18 protein-coding genes and 1 tRNA gene are annotated in these 26,558 nt (G+C 57.6%); 7 read left to right on the top strand and 12 right to left on the bottom strand.

Translation table 11 applies throughout. The features are described from left to right. Nucleotide 1 precedes the first annotated feature (1 nt). The 6 genes from MWR57_RS01925 to MWR57_RS01900 form a co-directional block, all read right to left on the bottom strand. Entirely contained in the window at nucleotides 2-1,123 is a 1,122-nt protein-coding gene (locus MWR57_RS01925) for a S1C family serine protease (protein ID WP_423123098.1), read from the bottom strand. Nucleotides 1,124-1,424: 301 nt separating this feature from the next. Beyond that, entirely contained in the window at nucleotides 1,425-1,706 is a 282-nt protein-coding gene (locus MWR57_RS01920; RefSeq protein ID WP_423123097.1) for a hypothetical protein, read from the bottom strand. A gap of 123 nt (nucleotides 1,707-1,829) precedes the next feature. Next, nucleotides 1,830-1,906 (bottom strand) — tRNA-Met (locus tag MWR57_RS01915). Nucleotides 1,907-1,959: 53 nt separating this feature from the next. Beyond that, entirely contained in the window at nucleotides 1,960-2,403 is a 444-nt protein-coding gene (locus tag MWR57_RS01910) for an acyl-CoA thioesterase (RefSeq protein ID WP_423123096.1), read from the bottom strand. After that, a complete protein-coding gene (locus MWR57_RS01905; protein ID WP_423123095.1) occupies nucleotides 2,403-3,605 on the bottom strand; it encodes a cofactor-independent phosphoglycerate mutase in 1,203 nt (400 codons plus the stop codon). Before MWR57_RS01905 ends, MWR57_RS01910 begins: the two co-directional genes overlap by 1 nt. A 7-nt stretch (nucleotides 3,606-3,612) precedes the next feature. After that, a complete protein-coding gene (locus MWR57_RS01900; RefSeq protein ID WP_423123094.1) occupies nucleotides 3,613-4,923 on the bottom strand; it encodes a homoserine dehydrogenase in 1,311 nt (436 codons plus the stop codon). A 387-nt stretch (nucleotides 4,924-5,310) separates the two neighbouring features. Here MWR57_RS01900 and tolQ point away from each other — a divergent pair, with 387 nt between their 5' ends. The 5 genes from tolQ to ybgF all read left to right on the top strand — a co-directional run bounded on the left by tolQ (nucleotide 5,311) and on the right by ybgF (nucleotide 10,024). Further along, the gene (tolQ, locus tag MWR57_RS01895; RefSeq protein ID WP_423123093.1) at nucleotides 5,311-6,012 is read left to right on the top strand and encodes a protein TolQ; all 702 of its coding nucleotides are present in this window, start codon (nucleotides 5,311-5,313) and stop codon (nucleotides 6,010-6,012) included. 123 nt (nucleotides 6,013-6,135) lie between these two features. After that, nucleotides 6,136-6,564: a protein TolR gene (gene tolR / locus MWR57_RS01890; protein WP_423123092.1), complete on the top strand. Its 429-nt coding sequence runs from the start codon at nucleotides 6,136-6,138 to the stop codon at nucleotides 6,562-6,564. A gap of 154 nt (nucleotides 6,565-6,718) precedes the next feature. Then, a complete protein-coding gene (locus MWR57_RS01885) occupies nucleotides 6,719-7,501 on the top strand; it encodes an energy transducer TonB (protein ID WP_423123091.1) in 783 nt (260 codons plus the stop codon). Between the two features lie 13 nt (nucleotides 7,502-7,514). Next, nucleotides 7,515-8,900, top strand: a complete 1,386-nt coding sequence (gene tolB, locus MWR57_RS01880; RefSeq protein ID WP_423123090.1) for a Tol-Pal system beta propeller repeat protein TolB — start codon at nucleotides 7,515-7,517, stop codon at nucleotides 8,898-8,900. A 131-nt stretch (nucleotides 8,901-9,031) separates the two neighbouring features. After that, nucleotides 9,032-10,024 carry a tol-pal system protein YbgF gene (gene ybgF / locus MWR57_RS01875; protein ID WP_423123089.1) on the top strand — a complete coding sequence of 331 codons (993 nt, stop codon included), beginning with the start codon at nucleotides 9,032-9,034 and terminating at the stop codon, nucleotides 10,022-10,024. A gap of 104 nt (nucleotides 10,025-10,128) precedes the next feature. Here ybgF and ppsA read toward each other — a convergent pair whose 3' ends face one another. Further along, nucleotides 10,129-12,567: a phosphoenolpyruvate synthase gene (gene ppsA / locus MWR57_RS01870; protein WP_423123088.1), complete on the bottom strand. Its 2,439-nt coding sequence runs from the start codon at nucleotides 12,565-12,567 to the stop codon at nucleotides 10,129-10,131. A 247-nt stretch (nucleotides 12,568-12,814) separates the two neighbouring features. On the opposite strand from ppsA, the gene MWR57_RS01865 reads away from it, so the two are divergent. Beyond that, nucleotides 12,815-14,542: a phosphohexomutase domain-containing protein gene (locus MWR57_RS01865; protein ID WP_423123087.1), complete on the top strand. Its 1,728-nt coding sequence runs from the start codon at nucleotides 12,815-12,817 to the stop codon at nucleotides 14,540-14,542. A gap of 10 nt (nucleotides 14,543-14,552) precedes the next feature. Next, nucleotides 14,553-15,815, top strand: coding sequence for a diguanylate cyclase (locus MWR57_RS01860; RefSeq protein WP_423123086.1), 1,263 nt, complete (start codon nucleotides 14,553-14,555; stop codon nucleotides 15,813-15,815). Nucleotides 15,816-15,998: 183 nt separating this feature from the next. Here MWR57_RS01860 and MWR57_RS01855 read toward each other — a convergent pair whose 3' ends face one another. The 5 genes from MWR57_RS01855 to MWR57_RS01835 form a co-directional block, all read right to left on the bottom strand. After that, entirely contained in the window at nucleotides 15,999-16,577 is a 579-nt protein-coding gene (locus tag MWR57_RS01855) for a hypothetical protein (protein WP_423123085.1), read from the bottom strand. A gap of 19 nt (nucleotides 16,578-16,596) precedes the next feature. Beyond that, nucleotides 16,597-18,459 (bottom strand): exodeoxyribonuclease V subunit alpha, encoded by a 1,863-nt coding sequence (gene recD, locus MWR57_RS01850; RefSeq protein WP_423123084.1) that lies wholly within the window; start codon nucleotides 18,457-18,459, stop codon nucleotides 16,597-16,599. Beyond that, the gene (recB, locus tag MWR57_RS01845) at nucleotides 18,456-22,097 is read right to left on the bottom strand and encodes an exodeoxyribonuclease V subunit beta (protein ID WP_423123083.1); all 3,642 of its coding nucleotides are present in this window, start codon (nucleotides 22,095-22,097) and stop codon (nucleotides 18,456-18,458) included. Before recB ends, recD begins: the two co-directional genes overlap by 4 nt. Then, nucleotides 22,094-25,504, bottom strand: a complete 3,411-nt coding sequence (gene recC, locus MWR57_RS01840) for an exodeoxyribonuclease V subunit gamma (protein WP_423123082.1) — start codon at nucleotides 25,502-25,504, stop codon at nucleotides 22,094-22,096. Before recC ends, recB begins: the two co-directional genes overlap by 4 nt. A 75-nt stretch (nucleotides 25,505-25,579) precedes the next feature. Next, on the bottom strand, nucleotides 25,580-26,548 hold the full coding sequence (locus tag MWR57_RS01835) for a chemotaxis protein (RefSeq protein ID WP_423123081.1): 969 nt from the start codon (nucleotides 26,546-26,548) through the stop codon (nucleotides 25,580-25,582). Nucleotides 26,549-26,558 lie beyond the last annotated feature (10 nt).

Genomic DNA, 26,558 nt, shown 5'->3' with positions numbered 1-26,558 from the left:
GCTATCCCACCTCTTCCAGTACCACTGGCAGTTGTATCTGCCGCTCCTCCCGTTCAATGGTCAGGGTGACCGCATCCCCGACCTTGTAGCGATCCATGGCATTGCGCAAATCGTCGTAGGAAAAAACCTTGTGGCCGTCAACGGCGAGAATGACATCCCCGATGACGATCTCCCCGCGAACCCGCCGTGTTCCCCGGAGTCCGGCGGATTCGGCGGAACTGCCCGGCTCGATATTCATGACCAGCACCCCTGCCACCCCAATCCGCTTGGCAATCTGGTCATCCGCTACGGCAATGCCAAGACCGGGCCGGATCAGCCGCCCATGCCGGATAATCTCCGGAATCACCTCGGCCACCACGTCCACCGGCACGGCAAAGCCGATGCCGGCGCTGCCGCCGGAGGGGCTGTAAATGGCAGTATTCACCCCGATAAGACGTCCGGCGCTGTCAAGCAGGGGGCCTCCCGAGTTGCCGGGGTTGATGGCGGCGTCCGTCTGAATAACCCCTTGAATGGTGCGCCCGGTTGCCGACTGGATCTCCCGGCCAAGAGCGCTGACAATGCCGGAGGTAAGGGTCTGATCAAGGCCAAAGGGATTGCCGATGGCGAAAACCTTCTGCCCCACCAGCAGATTATGGGACTCACCCAGAGGGAGCGGGGAGAGTTTCTCCGCCGGCGCCGAAATCTGCAGCACCGCCAGATCCTTGTCCGGAGCAACACCCACCAGGGTGGCCTGCCAGGTGGAACGATCCGCCAGGGTGACCTCGACCCTGCTGGCAGACTCGATAACATGATAGTTGGTCACTACCCTTCCCTGCTTGTCCCAGACAAAGCCGGAGCCAGTTCCCTGAGGAATCTCGTGGATATTGAGGCTGAAGATGTTCCGTCGGACTTCGATATTGGTGATATAGACCACCGCCGGCGAGGCGGAACGAAAAAGAGCGATGGTGCTTTGCTCGTCAGCCGCGAGATCTCCGCGCGCCGTAACAGCAATGGGAGTGATCTCGGGTGTGGGAACCGGCCGCTGGTAAACGAAGAAAAACCACCAGCCAAGAAGGATGAGCAGCAGCAGGAGCGCGAAAGAAACCCGCTTTTGCCGAGGGGTATTTGCAGGGGGAGTATTCATCGCTTGGCCTAACGGCTCGGCAACTTTTCAACAAAGTGCGTGGTCGCACGCGAACGGCGCATGGCGTTTGCCAGCACCATCGTTGTGTTGCGGATACGGTGTGTCTTGATCGTAATATGCATGCTCTCAACCCGTCTGTACGTCGAAAATCAAGAGTAGTACGTCAAAAACTATAGCTTGTTTCCGCAAAAACCGCCAACCATAAAGGACGTCCTGCGAAGATGAAAACTCCATGAGGTTCCAAGGCAGAAAGGGTGTTGCCCGGAATCACCCGTACAGATTGCGCAAAGGCGCATCAAGGTTACGCAAGCCAGCCTTGCAAGGCATCGACAATCTTTTGCGCCTGATCGGGGCTGGAGATATTGAACTTGGACTGCGGGCTGTATTCGCCGTTGACCTTGCGATAGCGACGGATGGAATACCGATCCGGACTGTATTCATTCTTTTTGGCATCCCACTGCTGATAGCGAAACAGTATCGTGGCCCAGGCGCCCTTGGACAGGATAACCTTCTCGAGTTCCTTGACAACCACGATCCCGTCTTCTTCATAATTGATGGTTACCTCGTCAACGGTCGCCGCCATATTCCCCCCTTATTACCGATCAGCCAAACGAGCTGCGAAAGACAGCATCCGGCCTGAACCCAGCCAAGGACACTGCAACAAAAAAAAGGACTCGGCAGCTACGCCAAGTCCTTAACATTTACATGGTAGCGGGGGCTGGATTTGAACCAACGACCTTCGGGTTATGAGCCCGACGAGCTACCGAACTGCTCCACCCCGCGTCAATTTTGTGATAATACTCTATATTGAGAGAATGTCAAGGAAAATAAAGGGATTAAGCAGCATCCGGGGACTGATCCCGCAAGGCGGCAAGCAACGCCTCTGGAAATTTCGTCAATCTACCGTCACAATCGACCACCGCGTGGGTGGTATATCCTTGGGCCAGCATTTTCCCGTCATTTTCCCGGATAATCCGGTAATTAAAGCGGCATGTCCGGGACTTCACCTCCACAAGGCAGGTTTCCACCAGCAAGAGGTCGTCGTAGCGGGCCGAGGCCTTATACCGGACATGACATTCCACCACCGGCATGATGAGCCCCTGCTGTTCCATCTCCCTGTAGGAGATCGCCCGTTCCCGCATCAATTCGGTGCGGGCCGCCTCAAAGTAGCGCAGATAATTGGCATAATACACCACCCCGCCGGAATCCGTATCGCCGTAAATCACCCGGCAGCGGTGGTGATGCAGCGGTTCCTGCATGTCCAGGCGCGCATCAGCCATCAGCGCCCCAACACCCGCAGAAAAAACTGCCGGCCATCCTCCAGCAGCTCCCCTGCCTTGGCAGCGCTTTGCTCGTCATAGGGAAGACCGCTGCCCGACCGCCCCGGCCGCGAATCATAAATGGCCACGGCCACGGGTTCAGAACTGTGGGTTCTCAGGGAAAGCGGCGTGCAGTGATCCATGGCCACGGCCAGGCGAAAATCATGCCCGCTCGCCAGCAGCGCTGCAAAAATCGGCTGCACGATCTTCGCGTCAAAATCCTCGATGGCCTGGAGCTTGTCCTTGAGACTGCCCTGATGCCCGGCTTCGTCCGGCGCTTCAACGTGCACAAAGACCAGATCTTTTTCCTGCAGCGCCTCAATGGCGGCCGCGGCCTTGCCTGCATAGTTGGTGTCCAGATATCCCGTGGCGCCCGGCACATTGATGATCTCAAGCCCGGCATACACGCCGATGCCCTTGAGCAGATCGACCGCGGAAATCAAAGCGCCCTCAACGCCAAACTGCTCCTTGATGGACGGCATGGAAGGCGCCTTGCCCTCCCCCCAGAGCCAGATACCATTGGCGGGATTATGCTGGCCCGCCCGCCGCTCACGGTTCACCGGATGGTCAGCGAGAAAATCCACCGCTTTTTTCAGGGCTTCCTGCAGATGGGGGATGCGGTTGTACCGCTGCCAGAACTCGGTCACCTCGCGGCCGGTATGATCATGGGGCGGCACGGTGACCAGCGGCCCGACCTCGCCGGAGTGCACGAGCAGATGCCGGTAGCTGACTCCGGGATAAAAATGCAATCGGTCGGTGCCGGCAACCGCCTCGATTCCTTCGATCAGGATTCTTGCCTCCGGGCTGGAGATATGGCCGCTGCTGTAATCCTCCATGTACACCCGATCTGCTTCGAAACGCAGGGTAACCAGGTTGCAGCGGAAGGCAATTTCACCGGGCGCCAGGGAAACGCCAAGGCTGGCGGCTTCCAGGGGGGCGCGGCCGCTGTAACACTCATGCGGGAGATACCCGAGCAGGGAGAGATTGGCCACATCGCTGCCAGGGGGAAACCCCTCGGGCACGGTGCGGACGAGGCAGAGCTCGCCTTGGCTAGCAATCCTGTCCATGGCCGGGGTTTTGGCATACGCCAAGGGGGTTTTGCCGCCCAATTCGGCAATGGGCAGATCCCCCATGCCGTCACCGACCAGAATGATATATTTCATGTTGTTGCTATTCCGCATGGGCCTTCATGATCCGGATCTTCACCGTCTTGTCGGTGCAGATATCCAGGGCGTCGATCTCGGCCAGTGCCTTGCGCACCGAGGCTTCCTCCGCCTCATAGGTCATCATCACCACGGGCACGGTGCCCTTTTTCTGCCTGCCCTTTTGGAGAACCGATTCGATACTGATGTTGTGATGCGCCAAAATCCCGGCGATGGTGGAGAGAACGCCGGGCTTGTCCATGGCGGTCATCCGGAAATAATAACAGCCGCGCAGGCTCTCCATGGGGGTGATGGACCGGGGCTTGATCTCCTCCGGCAGATAGGCAAGGCACGGCACCCGGTTGATGCTGTTGCAGAGGATGTTCCGGGCGATGTCGACCACGTCCGCGGCAACCGCGCTGCCGGTGGGCATTTTGCCGGCGCCCTGGCCATAGAGCAGGATGTCCTCCACCATGTCCCCAGTGAACTGGATGCCGTTATAGGCGCCGCCGATGTTGGCCAGCAGATCCTTTTCCGGCACCATGGTCGGATGCACCCTGGCCTCCACGGTGTCGCCATGATTCCGGCTGATGGCCAGGAGCTTGATGCGGTAGCCGAATTCCCGGGCAAAATCGATGTCAATGGGCTCGATCTGGGAGATTCCTTCGATGCTGACATCGCTCAGGCTCATCCGCATGCCGTAGGCCATGGTCATCAAAATCACCAGCTTGTGGGCCGTGTCAATTCCCTCGACATCATAGGTGGGGTCTGCCTCGGCGTATCCTTTTTCCTGGGCCTCTTTCAGCACCTCGGCAAAAGCCATGCCCTCGTCGGTCATTTTGTTCAGGATATAATTGGCCGTCCCGTTCATGATGCCCATGATCGAGAGGATCTTGTTGGCAACCAGCCCCTCTTTCAGGGCCTTGATCACCGGAATGCCGCCGCCGACGCTGGCCTCAAAGCCGACCTCGACGTTTTTCCTGGCCGCGGCTTCAAAGATCTCCATGCCGTGCTGGGAGACAAGGGCCTTGTTGGCGGTGACCACATGCTTGCCATGCTCTATGGCCTTCAAAATAAAGGTTTTCGCCGGCTCAATCCCGCCGATGAGCTCGACCACGATGTCGATCTCCGGGTCCTTGAAGATCAGGTCCGCGTCCCGGACCAGCTCAACCTCCTTAAATTGCGGGGGCAATGCTTCAAGACGGATATCCGCAACCCGGCACAACCGGATGGAGGCGCCTGTTTTCCGCCGCAGCCGCTCGGCCTGCTGCAACAGAACCTCTGCTAAACCGCTGCCGACTGTGCCAAAACCCAGCAAACCAACCTTGATTTCTTTCATGGGACTATCCTGCAAAATGTATCCGGAAACGAAACGGACTCCTGCTCAAGCGGGCAACACCGCCCGCCGCCGTCCCGACGATGCTCAACCGGAATTTAATACCTTTTTTGCCGGATGATGTCAAAAATATTCACGGTGGAACTCCCTTGGGTTTTCCACGAAATTTTCTTGAAAAACCCGGCTATCATTAATGAGTTCCATTGACAAGATGCGCAAAAAAAATTACAAGTAGCGGGAATCTTCGGGGATGCAATCCACCGGAATGTCACCGCGTCACATCCCATTCCTCGGCCAAGGATCAGCCCGGCTGCTCCATCGATGTGCATTCTTGCATGAATGTATGTTTTTCAGATCTCAACCAAATTAACCTAAAGAGGATGACTGCAAGTGGGTGAGCTTAATATTATTTCAATGTTTCTTGAGGCCGGACTCACGGTCAAATTTGTCATGATCATGCTCCTGGGGTTCTCCCTGTACTCGTGGTTCATTGTGTTCCAGAAATTTTCCCTGTACAAGAAGGCGAAAATGGAAAGCGAAGAATTCCTGGAAACCTTCTGGCAGAGCAAAAATCTTTCCGAAGCCCTCAGGTTCGCCAACAACCTCTCCCTGTGTCCGGAGGCGAACATCTTCCGGACCGGCTACCATGAACTCCAGAAACTCGGCAAAACAACAGCGACCTCCCGTGCCGCCGATGAAACCCTGGAGACACGCCTTGCCGGCATGGAACCCCTGAAAAGGGCGCTCCGCAAAGCGGAAAATCTCGAATCCGCCAGGCTGTCCCAGTCGCTTCCTTTTCTGGCCACCACCGGCAGCACCGCCCCCTTTATCGGTCTTTTCGGGACGGTCTGGGGCATCATGACCTCTTTTCATGAAATAGGCCAGCGCGGCTCAGCTTCGCTGGCCGTTGTGGCACCCGGTGTTTCCGAGGCCTTGGTCGTTACGGCCGCAGGCCTTGCCGTGGCCATCCCAGCCGTTGTTTTTTACAATTATTACTCCAACCAGATGGCGGAAATCGAAAGCAGGATGCACAGCTTTTCCGTTGATTTTTTGAACCTCGTGGAAAGGGATTTCATCTCCCGCCAGAGTTAATACGCATTGGGAACCGTGACAAAACAGTGCTGTCAGTTCTTGTCACTTCGTTACGATTCCTTCCGCCGATCACGGCATTGCACCATATAATTTTTTTCAAACTACGGTTTACAGGAATTCGCCATGGGTCCGGTCGAAGACGGCAACTGCAAAAAACGGCTTGTTTCGGATATCAACGTCACTCCGCTGGTGGACGTCATGCTTGTGCTGCTGATCATTTTCATGATCACCGCCCCCATGATGACCCAGGGCGTTGACATCGATCTGCCGGAAACAACCGCCAAACCCCTGCAACAGGAAAAGACCCCCATCATTGTGACGATTACGAAAAAAGGAGATTTCCTGCTCAACAATACCAAAGGCACCCAGGCCGCCATCAAACAAGAACTGGCCGCTCTTGCCAAAAAAGGCACGAATGATGCGGTCCTGCTCAGGGCCGACAAAGAAGTCCCTTACGGTGTCGTGGTTTCTCTTATGTCCGACATCAAGGCCGTTGGTTTTGACAAACTCGGGATGATAACCCAGCCCGAAATCGACAAACCCAAAAAATAGCATATACACCGTGCCTTTTCGTCCGCCGACATCCGAGCTGCCTGATAACCAATGGCAAAAACCCCTGTTTTTGACCATTACCGTGCATGTTTGCTTCGTGCTTTTCGGGCTTTTTGCTCCAAATTTCCTGCACTTCCAACGAAAAATACCGGAGGTGTATACGGTCAACCTTTTTTCCGTGGAGGATCTCGGCGGACCTGCTCCGGCGGCGGCACCAAGCAAAGCCGCAACCACCGCCCCCCAGGCGGAACCCAGCCCGCCCGTGGCTGTGCCTGAGCCAACAAAGCCCACGCCGCCACAAAAAACACCGCCGGCGCCAGAACCGCCGGCGGTCGCCAAGGACGCCATTTCGCTGAAACCGATAAAAACAAAGGAAAAAGCAGACGTTGACAAGGTAAAGCTGTTGCGAGACAAACTGCTCGCCGAAGACAATGCGAAAAAGGCCCGGGACGCAGCGGAAAAAGCCAAGGCCGATGCGGACAAAAAAGCAAAAAGCGCGGTTGACCTGATAAAACAAAACCTCAAGGCAAACCAGCAGCTTGCCGCCGGTAAAGCCGCGGCCGGGACGGGGACAGGCTCCACGGCCTCGACTCAGGCAGGCAGTGGCACAGGGAGCGGCGCGGGCGGCAGCGGAATCATGGTCGATGAAAATCTCCGCCGCTACCTGCTGGCCGTGAACAACCAGATCCATGAGCATTGGGCCCTGCCGGACCTGCAAAACTGGAAGGATAACATCGAGGCCATCGTCATTATCCGGGTCAGGCGCGATGGTGTTATTGTTGAAAGCTCTTTCAAGAAAAAATCAGACAATATCTTTTTCAATCAATTTGTTGAAAAAACGCTGAAGCTCTCTTCACCGCTCCCGCCATTCCCCATCGGCATCAACCAGTCAGAAATGGAAATCGGCCTGAAATTCAGACCAGGAGAAGTTTTATAACATGGATTTTTTAATGAAAAACATTTGGACGAAAAAGACTGAAAATCCACCAGCGGACCACGCCGCAACCCTTGGCAAGGCGCACCATGCCCTTGCCAAGCGAAACAGCATCTTCGCTTCCGCATCGGGCATGATCCTTCTTTGCCTCACCCTGTTGCTCGGCTCCGTCCGCCCGGCGGAGGCCATAGTCTATCTGGATATCACCTCTGCCAACGTCCGCAAGGTGAACATCGCGGTTCCATATTTTGTCGACAAAAAACAACCGGGCACCATCCATGACGGCGGCAAGAAGATGGCGGATCTCCTGAGCCGGGCCCTGGCCTTTCACGGGTTTGTGAATATAATCGATCCCGCTGCCTACGGTGGCGCCCAGACCTGGGACTGGGCTGCTCTCGGCACGGAATTCACGATCCTCGGCCAATATGAAATGACCGCGGACGGACTTGTGCTGGAACTGCGCCTCAATGAAATTCAATCCGGCCGCATGATTCTTGGCCGCCGTTACCAGACTCCGGTCAGCAAGCATCAGCAAAGCGTAAAAAAATTCTGCGATGAAGTCATTTCCCAGCTCACCGGGGAACCCGGGGTGAGCCAGAGCCAGATCGCTTTCGTTTCCACGTCGTCCGGGCACAAGGAGATCTGGCTTGCCGATGTCCTTGGCGATAACGTCCGTCAGGTAACCCAGCATGAATACTTGGCTGTCTCTCCCAAATTCTCCCCTGACAACAAATGGCTCGCCTACACCTCATACCACCGGAACAACCCCAATCTCTATATCACCGCGCTGAGCACCCTCAAAACCACCCGCGCCATCTCCCACCAGAAAGGCCTCAACATGGCGCCGGCCTGGGCACCGGACGGCAGCGTTCTGGCCGTAACCCTCAGTAAATCATCCAATCCGGACATCTATCTCATTGATATCAACGGTAAAGAATTGCGGCGACTGACCAACGGCGAGGGCGTCAACGTCTCCCCCACCTGGTCGCCGGACGGGAAAAAGCTTGCCTTTGTTTCCGATCGAAGCGGCACCCCGCAAATTTACGTCATGAACGTGGCCACCAAATCCGTGCAGCGGATAACCTACCTTGGCAACGAGAACAGCACTCCGAGCTGGTCTCCCAAGGGAGATTGGATCGCCTATACGGGCAGAATAAATGGCAGCACCCATATTCTGATGATCAAGCCTGAAGGAGGAACTCCGGTCCAGTTGACGCAAACAGCAGGCAATCATGAGTCGCCCAGTTGGTCTCCCGATGGCCGGCAAATCGTTTTTTCAAGAAAACGGAACAATAAAGAGGAAATATGCGTCATCTTTAAAAACGGCATGGGACTTCGCCCGCTTTTCAATCTCAGGGGCGCGCAATCCAACCCGCAATGGTCCCCGCGGCAAGATTTGTAAGCCGTTGCAAAAAATAGCCCTGCTAACGAAAGCGCAAATACGGCATATGTATCCGGACCCGCGGCTAAATGCGGAAAAATGATTAGTCAGCCTTGGATACCAAGCGTTATATTCTGCCAGGAGACAGACCGATGAACCGATCAGTGACCAATATTGTTCTTGCCCTGTGTCTTTCCCCCCTTCTCATGCAATGCGCCGCTGAAAAAGATGTCCGAGGCCTTGACATGAGGCTCCGCACCGCGGATTCAAAAATCACGGATATGGAAAACACCCTCACCGCCATGAAAAACCAGCGCGGTTCCCAGGCTGAACTGGCGAGTCAATTCGAGCAGATCAAATCGCGCTTGCTGCAGCTTGAAGCGCGGGTTGAGGAAAGAAATATCCAGGCAAAGCGAATTCAAGATGAACACGCCGCCTTGAAACAAAATACCAACAGCCAGCTTGAGCAATTGCGGAGCCAGGTGGCGGAGCTGAACAGCAAGGTGACCGGCGTCAATGCCCAGGTTGCCACGGTTTCCGATGATTTCAGCCGCATCCAGGAAAACCGCGCTAAAGAAGCAGCGGAACGTGCCGCCGCTGCCGCCAAAACCGCGGAAGAGGCACGCAAAAAAGCTGACCTGGCCAACGGCCCGCGGACCATCGAACCGGAACAAACCAAGAAAAAACCCGGCCACACCGAAGAAGCGGCAAAGCAGGAAGAAACATCAAAACCTGCACCAGCCAAAACCGCGGCGCAGGATGCGGAAACAAACACCAGCGACACCCTCTACAATAAAGGGCTTGCCGCGTACAAGGCGAATAAATACAAGGAAGCGTACAACGCCTTTTCGAGCTACCTGGAGAAAAACCGGACCGCGCCTCTGGCCCCGAATGCACGGTACTGGCTAGGGGAGTGCCTCTTTCAGCAGAAAGAATTCGAGCTGGCCATCCTTGAGTATCAAAAGGTGATCGCCGATTACCCCAAAAGCAACAAGGCCCCGGCTGCACTCTTTAAACAGGGGCAGGCATTTGAAAAGCTCTCCGAAAAGGAGACTGCCAAGATCGTTTACAACAAGCTTCTTGCCGATTACCCCAAAAGCGAACAGTTTGAAATGGCCCAGAAACGGTTGAAAGAATTGAAATAAAAATCTGCCCCGCCACAGGGGAGATTCCGGCGAAACACACCATAAAAAAAGGGGCTCCGCAATCAAGCGGGGCCCCTTTTTTATGATTCCAACTTCAGCGAAACTTACGGGGTAATCCCCATCTCCTTCTCCTTGGCGGCCACGGCTAAACGAGTCTTGACCGCAGTGTCGGGGATCAGGCTCATGGAGTCGATCCCGCACTCGACCAGGAAGGTGGCGAACTCGGGGAAATCCGAGGGGCCCTGACCGCAGATGCCGATCTTGCGCCCCCGCCGTTTGGCAGTGGCAATAACCATCTTGATCATCTCTTTGACCGCAGCATCGCGCTCGTCGGCGAGACCGGCAAGGAGACCCGAGTCGCGGTCAAGACCGTAGGTGAGCTGGGTCAGGTCATTGGAGCCGATGGAGAAGCCGTCGAAGATGTCGGCAAAGGCATCGGCCAGAATGACGTTCGAGGGAATTTCGCACATTACGTACAACTCCAGCCCGTTCTCGCCCTGAACCAAACCGCATTCCTTCATGACCTGAATGACCTTCTTGCCCTCCTCGGGGGTACGGCAGAAAGGCACCATCAGCTTGATGTTGGTGAGCCCCATGTCGTTACGGGCCTTGAGCAGCCCCTTGCACTCCAGCTCAAAGGCCGGCCGGTACTTGGGATCGTAATAACGGGAAGCGCCGCGCCAGCCGATCATCGGATTCTCTTCGTGCGGCTCGTAAAAAGTGCCGCCGGTGAGGTTGGCGTATTCGTTGGACTTGAAATCGGAAAGGCGAACAATGACATCCTTGGGATAGAAACCCGCAGCGATACGGCCCACGCCCTCGGCAACCTTGTCGATAAAGAACTGCTTCTTATCCGTATACGCGGTGGTTTTCTTGTCGATCACCCTTACCACCGCCTGTTTTTCCGGATCAGAGGACTTCTTCAATTCTTCGTAGTTGAACAGGGCCAGCGGATGAATGCCGATATGGGAGTTGATGACGAACTCCTCGCGGGCCAGGCCAACGCCGTCATTGGGAATCTGGCACTCGGAAAAAGCCTTCTCCGGGATGGCCAAGTTCATCATGATTTTGGTCTTGGTCTTGGGCAGGTTGGTAAGGTCGAGCCGATCGATTTCGAAATTCAGCAGCCCTTCATACACAATGCCCTTCTCGCCCTCTGCCGAAGAAACGGTGATGTTTTGGCCGTTCTTTATCTTCTTGGAGCCGTCGCCGGTACCGATGACGCAGGGGATGCCCAGCTCACGGGAGATAATGGCGGCATGACAGGTCCGGCCGCCACGGTTGGTGACGATGGCCGAAGCAATCTTCATGATCGGCTCCCAGTCAGGATCGGTCATGTCGGTAACCAGGACCTGGCCCTTCTTAAAGCTGTGGATGTCGACCACGGCGGCAATGACGTTGGCCTCGCCCTGGCCGATCTTGGTGCCGACCGCCAAACCTTCAACCAAAACCTTGCCTTTTTCCTTCAGCTTGTAAGTTTCGATGGAACCCTTGGAAGTCTGGGAATGCACGGTTTCGGGACGGGCCTGCACGATAAAGAGTTTGCCGGTGCCGACGTTCACCCCGTCGCCGTCCTTGGCCCATTCGATATCCATGCCCTTGCCGTAGTGATCCTCGATAATGCAGGCCCATTTGGCAAGCTGGAGAATTTCATCGTCGTTGATCACATATTTGCCGCGTTCTTCCGGCGTAGTGTTGATCGTTTTTACCGGCTCTTCGGTCTTGGGATCGTTGTCGTAGATCATCTTGATTTCTTTGCTGCCGATGGTCTTGCCGACGATGGGACGCTTGCCTTGCTTGAGGGTCGGCTTGAACACGTAAAACTCATCGGGATTGACCGCACCCTGGACCACGGTTTCTCCCAGACCCCAGGCGCCGGTGATAAAGACCGCATCCTCGAAACCGCTTTCCGTATCGATGGAAAACATGACGCCGGAAGAGGCGGAGTCGCTGCGCGCCATCTTCTGGACCACGATGGAAAGATAGACGTCGAACTGGCCAAAGCCCTTGTCGTGCCGGTAGGAGATGGCCCGATCGGTGAACAGGCTGGCAAAGCAGCGGCGGCAGGCGTCGATAAGCTGCTCCGGGCCGCGGATGTTCAGATAGGTTTCCTGCTGGCCGGCAAAGGAGGCGTCCGGCAGATCCTCGGCCGTGGCGGAAGAACGCACGGCCACGTCAACACTGGGGCCGTACATCTCTTCCATCTTCTTGTACGACTCAAGAATAGCCGAACGCAGATCATCGGGGAACTCGGCGGTACGGATAATATTACGCGCTTTCTCGCCGCGGGCCTGCAGATTGCGCAGATCATGGGTATCAAGATCAGCCAAGGCATCTTCAATGGCCTGGGCGATACCGGCGGTTTTCAGCAGATGGCGGTAGGCATAGGCGGTAATGGAAAAACCGTTCGGAACATCAACACCCTTTGAGGTAAGCTTCTGATGCATTTCACCCAAAGATGCGTTTTTGCCGCCAACCAGCGGTACATCCTCAATGCCGATATCATCAAACCAGAGAATGAAAGCCTCATCATGTTTACCCATTGTGTTCTGCTCCCTAATTATTTATTTAAAAGTTCAGGACGTGGAACGCACTGAAAAATACATTGATTTGCGACGGTCATCACGCCAGCAATGTATAGCGAATCTTGCCTTGCGGGTCAATCGAAACCTGAGCAAACTCCAAAAAAATGACCCGTTGCTCAGCACATATGCGCATAGTATAACATAATGTACCCATGCCTGATTTTTTTTATTCCTTTCCTTCTTCCAACAAGCCAAAGGTCTGCCCATGATCAACCAAGACATCGAACGCTTTTTTGCTGAACATCTCGCGCCAGACAACCATGCGGCCAGCGACTATTTCGGCCTCATCAAAAAACTGGTGTCCCTGAAAAACAGCGCCGCTCCTGACTCGCAAGATTTCCAACAGGCAGGCGAGGCCATCGCCAAAGCATATGCCCTGGTGGAGGATGAAATACGGACCAATACCAATCCTCCGGACAAGGAGATCTCCTTCGGCACCTCCGGCTGGCGCGGGATCATTGGCAAGGATTTCTCCCTGCACTCCGTGGCCCTGGTTACCCAGGCCATTGTTGCCATGTACCGCGACCTTGACCAGGACGATTCCCTGGCCGCCCCCCTGGGAGTGCGCAGCTTCAGCGAGGCGCAGCACCGGGGCGCGGTGGTCGGCTTTGACAACCGATTCGGCGGCAGCCTCCTGGCCCAGCGGGTTGTCGAAGTATTGACCAGCAACGGCATCACGGTTCACTATGCCCATGAAGCGACGACCGGCACCCTTTCCGCCGCGGTTCTCATGTTAGATGCGGCCTTTTCGATAAATCTCACCCCCAGCCATAACCCGCTGGAATATGCCGGGTTCAAGTTCAATGCCGCCGATGCGGGTCCGGCCGCTTCCGAGGTGACCAGCCGCATCACGGAAAATGGGCGGCAGCTCATCGCCGAGGGCACCCCCCCCGTGTTGGCTCCGGATGCGACCCTGGTGAAACAATGCGATGCCCTGGCCTGCTGGCAGGAGCTGGTCGCCAGAGGGGCAGCCAAGCACGGCTTGGATTACCCCGGCATACTGGCAACCCTTCGTGGGGCCTCGGACTGCGTGGTCGTGGTTGACTGCGTGCATGGCGCCAGCCGGGTGCACATGCACGCCCTGTTCGGCAATCAGCCCTCGGAGAGGCTCATTGTGTTACGGGACCAGCCCGACCCCACCTTCGGCGGAGTCTCGCCGGAGCCCTCATCGGAAAACATGCGGCAGGTGCTGGCCACCCTGCGTAAAAGGCCGGAACCGCTCAAGCTCGGGGTCATCATCGACCCGGACGGCGACCGCATCCGTTTCAGCGATGGCGCCATTGAGCTGGACATGAACCTCTTCGGAGCCATGGCCTTTCATTATCTGCATGAAAAAAAGGGAAAGCATGGTCTGGTGGCAAAAAACGTCGCGACCAGCAATTTCGCAAACGCCATTGCCAAGGGGTTGCACGAAGAAATTTTCGAACCCCGGGTCGGGTTCAAGGAATTCAAGCCGGTCATCGGCAAAGCCCTGGTCTGCTTTGAGGAGTCCGACGGCATCTCGGTCATCGGGCACACCCCGGAAAAAGACGCTTACATCGGCCTGCTTCTCGCCCTGGACATGATGCTCACCCTGAAAAAGAATCTTGGCGACTATCTGCGCGAGATCCAAGCGGAATACGGCTATTACTACCCGGCCAGGGGCGGGGTTGAGGTGAGCCGGCAGGGTAAGGCGCTGCTGGACACCCTTGCCGGACTGGAAAAATATGCGGTTGGAACAGTGCTTGATATTGGCGGGCAACCAAGGAAAATCACCGAAGTAATCACCATTGACGGCAGAAAAATGATCTTGGACGACAACAGTTGGCTGATGATCAGGCCGTCCGGCACCGAGCCCAAGGTGCGCTTTTACGTCGAGGCCAGAAGCGAATCGGGCAAGGATGCGCTGTTTGCCGCGGCCAAGGGTATGCTCATCGAGATCGGGCTTTTGTGAAGGTTGAGGGATGAAAGAGAAAACGAACAGCCGCCAGCTCCTCCTGGTGGAAGACAGCAAATCCCTCGGATTGATGGTAAAAGACAAGATAGAAGCGCAACTCGCCCTCTCCGTTTCCCTGGCAACGTCCTTTGCCGAGACAAGACGCCTCATCGCGGATCAGCGGAATCAATTTTTCCTGGCCATCCTCGACCTTACCCTGCCGGACGCCTCGGGCAACGAGGTGGTGGACTATGTTCTGACCCGCAACATTCCACCGATCATCTTCGCAGGCAGATTCAACCAGAAACTACGGGATACCCTCTGGCAGAAGATGATCGTCGATTATGTCCTCAAGGAAAACCCTCAGAGCATCGACTATCTTCTTGGACTTGTCCGGCGCATCGCCAACAACAGCGGGGTCAAGGCGTTGGTTGTGGACGACTCGCGCTCGTCGCGGCTTGAGCTGAGCAATATGCTGACCATCCATCGCTTCTGCGTATATGAGGCGGGAAACGGCGAGGAGGCCCTGCCCATTCTTGAGCAGCATCCGGACATCAAACTCCTGATCACCGACAACGACATGCCCACAATGACCGGTCTGCAACTGACCAAGGAGATCCGGCACCGTCACGCCAAGGATGAACTGGCCATCATCGGCCTTTCCGGCACCGACGACAAAACCATCTCCACGCAGTTCATCAAGAACGGAGCCAACGACTTTCTGAGCAAGCCTTTTTCCACCGAGGAATTTTACTGCCGGGTGAACCAGAACATGGATCTGCTCGAATATATCCGGCAGATCAAGGAAAGCTCGAACCGGGATTACCTCACCGGCCTTTACAACCGCCGCTACTTCTTCGAAATGGGCAAAAAACTCCTGGCCAGCGCCAAGCGCGGGCACATTGAGGTGGCCATTGCCCTACTGGATATCGATTTCTTCAAAAAGGTCAATGACACCCACGGCCATGACGCTGGTGATCTGGTGCTCAAGAATCTCGGCGCCGTGCTGCTGCGCCGCTTCCGCGAAACGGACATCGTCTGCCGCTATGGCGGGGAAGAAATCTGTATCCTGGCGGTCAATATGGCCGGGGATAGCATCCACGAAATTTTTAACGGTGTTCGAGAAAATATCGCCCAAACCACGATGGATCTCGGGCGAGAAAAGATCCGGATTACGGTCAGCATCGGCCTGTGCGTGGAGGCAAAGGAATCGTTGGAAGAGATGATCACCATTGCAGACGAAATGCTCTATGCCGCCAAGGAAAACGGCCGCAACCAGGTGCGCTTTTAGCCCGGGCTCCTGCCCACGGGATTCCGGGTATTACTTGGGACAGGTATCGAGGATCACGTCTAACTGGATGTTTTTTTACCCTGAAAACTTTTCAAGGTCTCTCCACTCCCCCCCTACCTTATACAGATGAAATGGGCAGATGGGGCACATGTCAATTCCCCTCCAAGTTCACGGATGCCCTTTTTATCCCCCATTTTCTACGGGTTTTTCTGTCACCTTAACTCCCAGGTAGGTTCCGGAGCTTATCCCCATCAGAACGAGAAGGGAAGAATTGAACTCCGGCATGGCCAGGTATGCAGTTACCTGTCGAATAAATACCGCAACCAGGACAATTGTCCAGGCGAAGATCTGAAACCGGTGAAAACTGACGCCGTAGTCGTCTGAAACGATATCCTTTATGAAACCCTGCGATTGTTTCGCAGGTCTCGACCGGTTCGTATCGATAGCCACACCTCCAATCCCGGTGCCTGCGCTGATGCCCATTAGGAGAACAAGCGTATCGGAAATCGTATTGAAGCTGTGCCGTACAACGTAGAGCAGCAGCCATGACGTCATGATAGCAAAGAACCAGACGGCCATCTGTACGAGGGCGAGGCTGTAAGGCTTTCTCCCAACATCGGGATTCGGGCCGACATCGCGAAGGATATTGGTCTTGGCGGCGAGAAGCAGAAAAAGAATAATAAGCGCCACGATAATAACGATGCTGACGGTGAACCATGTCTTATTTACCAAGACAAGGGTGAATGATTTTTCGTTCTCCACTGTGGCCGGAAAATCCCATTCAGGCTGTCAATTTTTCTCCAAGTCCCGAGGCCCGTTCCACCTGTCTGCCCACTGCGGCCTCAATCTCCTGGGACCGCCCGACCAGAACAACCTGACGCCGGGCACGGCTGATGCCGGTATAAAGAAGTTCCCTGCTCAACAGGGCCGACTCCTCCCCGGGCAGAACCAGCCCAACCCGGTCGAATTCAGACCCCTGGCTCTTGTGAATGGTCATGGCAAAGGCTGTTTCGTGGGTTGGCAACTGGCGCAGGGAAAAGGAGCGAACCTCCGCACGGTTTTCCGCAAAGAAAAAAGCCTTGAGCCCCTCGCCATCTTCCCCGGGCCAGAGGATGCCGGTCTCGCCGTTAAAAAGGTGCAAGGGGTATGAATTGGCCTGGATCAGCACGGGCCGTCCTTTGTACCACGGCCCGGTCGGCTCGATCAGCCGGTGGCGGGCTAGAACCTTTTCCGCGTAGCGGTTCAACGAGGAGACGCCCATCGGCCCAAGCCGGTGGGCGCAGAGCAGCCGGAATCGCTCAAACAGCGTCAGGGCCGCAAGGGGGTCGGCAGCCTCCAGAAAGGGGCGGTATCCGGCCAGGATCATCTCCGCCAGGGGATGGGCCGGATCACCATGCACCAGAGGCGGCAGCAGACTGACCTCCGGCGAACCCTGCTGCGCTATGGAAACGGCGGCCTCCGGATTTCCGGAGTGTATTGCACAAGCCAGGGCGCCGATCCCCTCCTGCGGGGAGAAACGGTAGCTTTCCGTAAGCCGGACAACGCACCGGGCCAGGGGATTTCCCCCGGACCCGACCCCCTTGTCCAAGACCGCGCCGCAGATATCCCCCAGGATGGACCCTGCCTCCACCGAGGCGAGCTGGTCCTTGTCGCCGAGCAGGACCAGCCGGGACGTGGGCATGACCGCGGCAAAGAGCTTGGCCATGAGGGCCACGTCGATCATCGACGCCTCATCGACCACCACCACCTCGCAGGCCAAGGGATTCTCTTGGTTATGGCGGAAGGTGGTCGGATGCTCGGGTCGGTAGCCCAAGGCGCGATGGATGGTCGCCGCTTGGGTGGGCAGGGCCGCAACCAGCTCCTGCGGCAAGGACGATTCTCCGGCCTTTTTCTGCAGGGATTCGGTGAGCCGGGCCGCTGCCTTGCCGGTGGGGGCAAGCAGCAGGATGCGCGGCAACGGTTCCTCCGAAGCCTTGGCATACAGCAGGAGCAGGGCAAGATATTTCGCGACCAGGGTGGTTTTGCCGGTGCCGGGCCCGCCGGTGATCAACCCCAGACGCTCCCGGAAGATCCCGGCACAGGCCTCGCGTTGTTGACCATCCTGTTCCGTGCCGAGGAAAAGTTGGGCAAGGCAGGATTCGAGCAGATCCTCTTGCACTGCTACCGGGCGTGCGGCCCTGGCCCGAATCTCTTGGGCAAGCTCCTCCTCGTAACGCCAGTACCGTTGCAGATAGAGGCGCGCACCTTCGAGCACCAGCGGGGCCAGAGTGCCATCCCGGCTCACCAGGGGGCTTACCTGAAGCTCTGCGATCAGCTCTGCAAGCGAAGGCGTTGACTCCCCCTCCCTCGACGGGAGGGGGGCGGGGGGTGGGTGAAGTGGCGAGCTGCCGGGTTCATCGCTGGTTCCCCTTCTCCCTAACCCTCCCCCGCGGGGGGGGAGGGGATTTTTTTCAGAGGCTCCAGCCAGCAGCCGTTTGAGATCAAGGCAGACATGGCCGTTGCCCACCGCCTTCCGGGCAAGGGCCGCGAGGACAAGGGTCCTGGCGGTAGCGGTGGGGGCAACCCGCTGGAGGGTTCCGGCAAAATAGCGGTCGAACTGATCCAGGGTTCCGCTGGCAATGAGCTGTTCAATCTCCCTGATCATGCACCCTCCCCTGCCAGACTCTCAAATATCGCCGAAAGCTGTTCGATACGGGCCAGGGGCGGCAGGTCGGCAAACACCCCGCAATCCGGCCCGGAGTCCGGATGCATCCCCTTGATAAACAGGTACAAGACCCCGCCGAAATCCCGGTCGTAGTCATAGCCGGGCAAGCGACAGGTCAGATAGCGGTGCAGGGCCACGGTGTAGATGTGGTATTGCAGGAAATAGTGATGGTCGGCCATGGCCGCAGGCAGTTTCTCCCGGGCATAATCATCCCGGCTTGCGCCGAGATGGTTGCTCTTGTAATCAAACAGATACCATTTGCCCTCAAAAACGCCGATCAGATCAATAAACCCCTTGAGAAAACCGCGTAGCGGGATGAAGCGCAAGGCGCGCAAAGCCTCGGCATACCCGGCGGGAATCCCCTGGGGGTGATCGATAAACGGGCGGGCCAGGAGTTCGGCGGACAGGCTGGCGTCCTCGCCCAACCCTGCGCCCACCGGAAAGGTGAAAGGCATCTCGATGAGTCGCTGATCGTCGCCGATATCCGCAAGGCAAAAAATATCCCTTGTCCGCAGGGGGGTCTTGAGAACCTCGCCAAAGGCCAGGCAAACCGGGGCACGCCACAGTTCGGGATAGCCGTAAAACCTAAGCTGTTCTTGCACCTGCTCCCGCAATTGCGCGGGACTCTCCGTTTGGAAAGAAATTTTTTCAAAGAGCGAGTGAAAGAAATTCCCGGCCACCGGCCCCTTGGGAAACTGGGCCAGCGGAAGCTGGGAAACGGAAGCACTCTCCATATCCAGAGGCGGCGCCAAACCCTCTGCCGCGGCTTCCGGCTCCCGTTGTTCAAAGTCATGGCCGGACTGGGCGGTGAGATGGGAGAAACTGCCGATCCGCCAGACCTGTTTGGGCGTGCGGCCCGGAACCCGGCAGGCTAAGGGCGGAGGGACATCCGGTTTGGCTGCTTTGCCAATCGAATCCGAACCCAGGTGCAACGGCCGGACCTGCCAGCCTTCACTCGTCTTGGCCCGAGCCTGCAGCCTGGCCAGCAGCTCCTGACCGGTGCATCCCTTGAGCTGCTCTTGCACACCCTCCGGGCTTGCTGTTTCCGGCTCGGCCTGATCGCCATGCAGGAGCCAGGCCAGCGCGCTGCTGTCGTACCCGGAGACCGGCACCCAGAAGATATGACAGCCATGCCGAGCCCGGGTCATGGCCACGTAGGCAAGGCGCAGCTCTTCGGCAAAGCGCTCGCCAGACGCCAGAGCCCGGGCCGCATCATCGGGAAAAAGAACGATCCTCCCCTGCCAGCCGACCTCCGGATCATGGAGGGAGACAAAGGGCTGCTTGGAGGTGCCGCCTCCCCCCAGGCAGAGATAGGGGCAATAAACAATCGGATACTCAAGACCCTTGCTGCGGTGGATGGTCACCAGTTGCACGGCATCCTCGTCGCTTTCCAGCCGCAGTTCCGCCTCTTCGCCACTCTCGCCCGCGGTGATGGTCTGGCTGAGCCAAGCCACCAGCATCTCCGGGCTGAAATGGTTCCGGCTCTCCGTTTCCTGGAGCAGTTCACCAAGATGCCGCAGATTGGTCAGTCTCCGCTCTCCATCCTCCAGCACGAGCAGCCGTTCGGTAACGGAATGCTCCTGCCAGACCGCCAGCAGCATCCGCATGACCCCGTTTTTCCGCCAGACCTCCTGCCAGGCAGCTACGCGCCCCATGAGTGCGTAGAGCTCCGATTCCGCCTGGTTGAGGCGATCCAGATCATTTCCGGTAAAGCCGAGCATCGTGGTGGCCAGAACCTTGCGGAGCAATTGTTCGTTGCCCGGCTCTGCCACCGCCACGAGAAGACGCAGACACTCCTGCGCTTCGGTACTGGCCCAGACGCTGGCCTTGCTCTGGAGCACCCCGTTGACGCCCCTGCTCCGCAATGCTCTCTGGATCTCCGCGGCCTGGGTATTGGTGCGAACCAGCACGGCAATGTCTGCGGCCCGAACGGAGCGCTCCCCGATCCTCGTATCCCCGGCAAGCAACCCGGCGATATCCCCGGCCACCAGATCGGGGATCAGGGCAAGAAGCTGTTTCTTGATCAGACGCTTCCCCTTGACTCCGCAGAGTCCCTCAGGCAGGGTGAGAAACTGCAGAGGGGATGAGCCGAGGCTCGGGGATTGCCAGAGATCCTCAGCCCCGGGCCGCGCAGCAACCTGGGCGTAGCTGATCCGGCCATCGACAAAGGGGTGGGCCAGCCCGCCGAAAAGAGCGTTCAGCGCGGCGACCATCTTCCGGTCGGCCCGCCAGTTGGTGGTCATCGTATGTTTTTCAGCTTCCGCCTGACCAGCGGCCTCCAGGTAGGCATAGATATCAGCGCCCCGGAAACCGTAGATCGCCTGCTTGGGGTCGCCGATCAGAAAAAGCGCCTCCTTGCCCCCTTGCCCATAGATGGTCCGGAAGATGCGGTACTGGACCGGATCGGTGTCCTGAAACTCATCGATAAGGGCCACGGGAAAACGGCTGCGGATCTGTTGGGCAAGCTGTGCTCCCTGTGGACCTCGCAGAGCCCGGTCCAGCCCGGTGAGGAGTTCGTCAAAGGATTGCTGCTGACCGGCCAGCAACCGTTTGGGCAATTCCGCCCGGATATAGCGCGCCGCCCCACCAAGAAACCGCGCTTGGCAGCTTGCGCCCAGAACCTCGGCCTGGGCAAGCAATCTGCCCCATACCTCGAAAAAGGGATTGTCGGAAGTCCCCCCTTTTTTCAGGGCCGTGGCCGTAAAGACCTTACCCTCCGGCTGAAAGATATTTTCCCCGCCAAGCAGTTCCGTATGTCGCGGCACACCAATGGCCGCCGGCTCGTCCTGGGCGAAAAAATCAGCAAGCCGGTCCAAGAGGCCATTGGTGAGCAACGTTTTAAAGGGCTTTGTCACCCCCTCCGCCAGGGCAAAATATTGGGCCAGCGCTTCGCGTTGCTCCTGCCAGCAATCCCGCGCCTCAACATAGAGCCGACAATACTCCTGCATCAGGGATGAGAGCTCTTCCTCCGAAGGGACTTCGCCGACAATGGCAAAATCACCGTGCCGGATCGCTTCCTGGGTCAGCCCCCGCAATTGGGCAGGGGAAACGCCTTGTCGCACCAGGCTCGCCAGTCGATGATCCAGGGCGTAAAAAAAGGTGCTCCAGTAATCGTCGGCAATCTCCTGCACCAACCGTTGGGTGGCGCCGGTGAGCTCCAGCTCGAAGAGCAGACCGGTTTCCAGGGCATGCTGCTGCAAAACCCGGCGGGCGAAGCCGTGGATGGTGGAAACCGCCGCCTTGTCGATATCGCTTACCGCCCGGGCGAGCAAACGGCGGTCCGCCTCATGGTCGGTGCTGCGCTCCAGAAGCTGGCATAAAAATGGATCATTGCCGCCGTCCTGCTCCTGAAACCCCTGCGCCGCGGTGCGCAGCCGGGTTCTGATCCGTTCGTGCAATTCGGCGGTGGCCGCTTCGGTGAAGGTGACCACCAGGATCTGCTCCACGGTCAGCCTCCGCTCCAGCAAGAGCCGCAGGTAGAGGGAGGTGATGGAATAGGTCTTGCCGGTGCCGGCGCTGGCCTCAATGAGCTGCACGCCGGTGGTGGCTATGAGAAGCGGATCAAAACCCCGGCTCATAACTCCTCCATATGGTTGAGCATGGGCATGAAAATCCGGGTGGCAAGCTCTGTAAAGGGCGGGGAGTTATCCTCCGCATACAGGACAAAGCCCGGGGAAACGGGCAGGGCCTCACCAAAAAGTTGGCGGCAGTATGCGTCTTCCCCCTCTCCGGGGGCAAATTCGCTGCCGCGATACTCCTCCTCCGCCTTGGCACAGGCGCCAATGATTTTTTCTTGCTCGCTCCCTTGTGCGTTACACATGGCCCGGGCAAAGGCGAGGCCGCTTTTAGGGAAAAACACCAAAGGCGTGTTCAACCCTTCGGCAAAAAGGGAGGCAAGATCATGGAGCACGCCTGCGGCCTCGGGAACCGGAGAAAAGCGCAGCACCTGGGCCGTGCCTTTGTCGCTTCCTCTGCCGATCACCGTGGTTTCACAGCGCTGATCCGTCGGGGCAACGGCGGAAAGAAAAAGATGCTCCAGCCAGACCGGCAGCAATATTTTGCCATGGAGCAGGCTGTTGGTCCAATAGATGTGGCCGGAGGGATATCTACCGTGCAACTCGCCGTGCAGGGCAACATCCTGCGCAAGATGGATTTCACGGCGCAGAGGAGGCAGTTCGCGATCCGCCGGACCTGGCCCATATGCAAGAACCTGCTCCACAATCGGGCGCACGGTATCCCGAATCTCGGCAAAAACCGCATGGGCAGCCTGACCCAAAGGAATCCGCCCCTCGCCCCGCCAACGGGAGAGCAGGATTTCCGGGCTGGCCAACCCCTCCCCGTGCATGGCCAGGAGATCCCGGCTCAACTGGTATTTTTCCAGGGAATCAAGATGGATGGGCTCACGGTCCTGGAACTCGCGGTTTCTCTCCTGCAAAAAAATGCCAAGCCGGTTTTCAAGAAACCAGCGGACCGGATGCGAAAGATAGCGGGACAGATCACCAAGAGAAATCGAGACAGGGTCAGCAGCAACGGGCGGCAGGGGCGCGGGCAGGAAGGCATGCCTGCGCCGCACCCCTGATTCTTTTGCCTGGGCCGCTCGGCAGTATTCCGCGCCAAAACTGCATAGCCTTTGGTCCGCGCCGGAAAAGTATTTCCGGCTGAAAGGCTGCAAGGGATGGCGGACCACAAGGCGCTCCGCCATTTTTTTCCGATGCTCGGCAAAAGTGGCGGAGCCGGAAGGGTCGGAATCGCGCAAGAAACTCTCGGCCAAGCAATCCACCAGCTCTTCCACCACCACGGCAGGCGGAATCTCCTTGCCGTCCCGCAGGGTATTGCCCTGATAAAAAACAAGGAACTTCCCGCGGCTGGCCAGCAGGGCCTCAAGAAAAACATAGCGGTCATCGTTGCGCTTGGACCGGTCGCCCAGCTTCGGGTAGCGGGCGATCAGGTCAAAGCTCTGCGGATGCTCCACCCGGGGAAACTCCCCGTCGTTCATGCCCAGCAGACAGACAACCTTAAAGGGAATCGAGCGCATGGGCAGCATGCCGCAAAAGGTAAGGCCGCCCTCAAGAAAGCCCTGGGCCGTGGCCTGGCCGGAGAGTTTCTCCTTGAGGAGAATAGTGATGCCGTTCAGATCCAGGAGTTGGCTGAACCCGGCATCCTGCGCCTCAAGGGCGATCTGGGCCAGATTGTCCCGGATCTTCTGCACTTGCCACGCCTGGGGCGACTCCTCCGGAAACAGGGCTGCCAGCAGCTCGGTGAGAACACGCTGCCATTCCGGTATCTTCTTGGCGGTGGAGAGCTTGTCCGCCGCACCAAAGAGGGTCTCGCAAAAATGGATAAACCGGCCGGCAAGCTCAGCGCCCTGCCCCTCGATCTCCTCATAGGGCAGGACATCGCCCAGGAATGCCCCGTCCGTGCGGACGGCATAGCCCAAGGCCAGCCGGTCAAAGCCGAAGCGCCAGGTGTTCTGCCGCTCCTTGGGCTGTTGCAGCGTCTCGCGGTGCGACTCGTCGATCCCCCACCGGATCCCGGCCTTTTCCACCCAAAGCCGGATCCTTGGCAGCTCCTCTGGGGTAATGGCATAATGCTGCTGGACCGCCTCGCAGGCAAGCAGTTCCAGAACCTCTGAAACCGGCATCCTGCCGGGGACCATCTGAAGAAAACGGAAGAACACCTCGATGAGCGACGCTTCGCTCAACAGGGAGCGGTCCGCAATGCGAAAGGGGATAAAACGCTTGTCCTCCGGAGAGAGCCCGAAAACCGCCTCGATGAGCGGGGCATAGGCGGAAACATCGGGCAGCATGACCACGATCTCGCGGGGGGTAAGAGCCGGATCCTCCTGGAGCAGGGCCAGCAGTTGATCCTGCAACACCTCGACCTCGCGGAGACGGCTGTGGCAGGCATGGATGCGGAGGGAAGCATCATCCTCGCCCAAGAATACGGGCGCGGCATTACCGCCTGCCGGAGAGCGATGGTAGAGCTGCAGAATATCATTGTGCAACACCTCCAGCATGGTGCGCGGCGCATCATGGCCCAAGTACTGCTCCCCCGCCTCAACATAGGCAACCGAGCCTTCAAGAATCTCCTGAAAATCCCGGGCCATGCCGCCCATGGAGGCAAGCAGCGGATGGCCGATTTCCAGGGAGAGGTCCGCTTCGTCCAGGCCGGAAGGCAAACGGGCCAGGGCGCGGTGGACCTCTCCCTGGGAGCGGATGTCCCCAAAGTAACCTTCCGTTGGGGAGAAAAGATGAAAATGCACCGGCAGGATGTGCGCCAGCTCCCCCATGATGTCGAGATACATGGGGGGCAGGGTGTCGATGCCGAACAGGGAAACCCTGGCAGGAAGATGACGGGGAAAGGGAATCACGCCGGCGGCCAGCGCCTGCCTGGCTCGCTGCATGAGCCGGGCAGGAGAGCAGCAGCCGAGATGCGCCACCAGTTGCCGCCACAGCTTGGGCTGCCAGAGATCCTCGGTCAGAGCATGGGAAAAGGCCCGGTTCTCGCCTTCCTCCCAGGCAAGGATCATCGCGGGCCGGTACACCGCGTATTGATCAAAGAGATGGGCGATCTGCCTGGCCAACTGGAGCTTCTTGCTCAACGGGCCATCGGAAAGGTAGGAGGTCAGGGGAGAAAAATCGGGATCACGGCGGCAGTCATCGAGCAGGGCGCAGATCACAAAGGCGAGCCTTTCCCGGCTGTACCTCTGCACCAGATCGCCCTCATCGCCTAGCGTTGCCCGCAGCGCCCGCTGGACAAACTGCCGGGGATGGGGAAAATCCGGATTGGCCCACACTCCGAAGCGGCCTGAAAGCTGCATGGCAAGCCAGGTCGCCATGCCCTTGCTTTGCACGACGATACATTCCGGGGCAAGGGGCGAGGAAAGCGGCGTACGCAAAACGTCCGCCAACGAATCCAGCAGGGCTTCAACCCTATTGGACCGATACACATGCATGGCGCTCTTCATGATCCTGTCTTGCGCCATGCAATGGTGCTACGATGGAGAAGGCTGCAACAGCAGGGTATCCGGGAAAAACCGGCGCTCACAAGACAAAAGCCATCAAGCGGCCAAACGCCGGAGACAGTCCTGCAGTCTGGAAACAAGCTGGCCAAGCTCTGGTTTGGAAATCTGGTCGTCAGCGCCCACGGCTTCACCCTTATGACGAGCCATGTCGTTGATCAACGAAGAAAAAAGCATGACCGGAATCCCATCGTACCCGCTGTTTTCCTTGATCCGCTTACAGAAATTATGCCCGTCCATGCGCGGCATTTCTATATCGCTGATAACAGCCAGAACCTCGTTGTGCAGGGTGCCGTTGATTCTCAGTTTTTCCAGATATTCCCAGGCATCCTGCCCGTCGGAATGGGCGACAACCCGGTATCCCGCCCTTTCCAGGGTTTTGCGGATTTGGTCCTGAATAAGGTTGGAATCATCGGCAATAACCACGGCCTTCTCGGCTTGGGACGCATCGGGATGCTCCAAGATGGAATGCGCATCGGAATCGATAACCATACTTGGGTCGATGGAGGCGATGATACTCTCGAAATCAACCATCTGGATGATATTGCCGTCCACCAGACATACCCCGGTGAGGCTGCTGTAATGGGAGATAATCGGCGGCGGCGGCATGATTTTCGTCCAGCTCACCCGGTACACCTTATCCACCCCATGGGCGACAAAACCGAAAAACTTGCCGTTGATCTCGGTGACAATGACCACCCATTTTGCTTTTGCCTCAGGGGAAAGGTCCGGGACATAGCCAAACCATTCACAGAGATCGACCAGAGGGATGGTCCGGTCCCGCAGCAGAAAAACGCCCTTCATGGCCGCGACGCTATCCGGGATCTCGGTCAAATTTTCCGGCATGGCCACCAGCTCCCGGACCTTGGCGGCATTGATGCCGTATGCCGTCCTGCTGATGGAGTCGTTGGTCTGATCGTGCCACTGGAGAAAAAAGGTAATGATTTCCAGCTCGTTTGTCCCGGCCTGCAGAAGAATATCGGTTTTGTACCCAGCGGCTTGACTCATGTAGCGGCTC

The organism is Hydrosulfovibrio ferrireducens, from assembly GCF_046883345.1.
GTDB lineage: Bacteria > Desulfobacterota > Desulfobulbia > Desulfobulbales > Desulfurivibrionaceae > Thiovibrio > Thiovibrio ferrireducens.
Note: the sequence above shows the minus strand (reverse complement) of the source record. Positions and strands in the feature narration are given on the sequence as shown.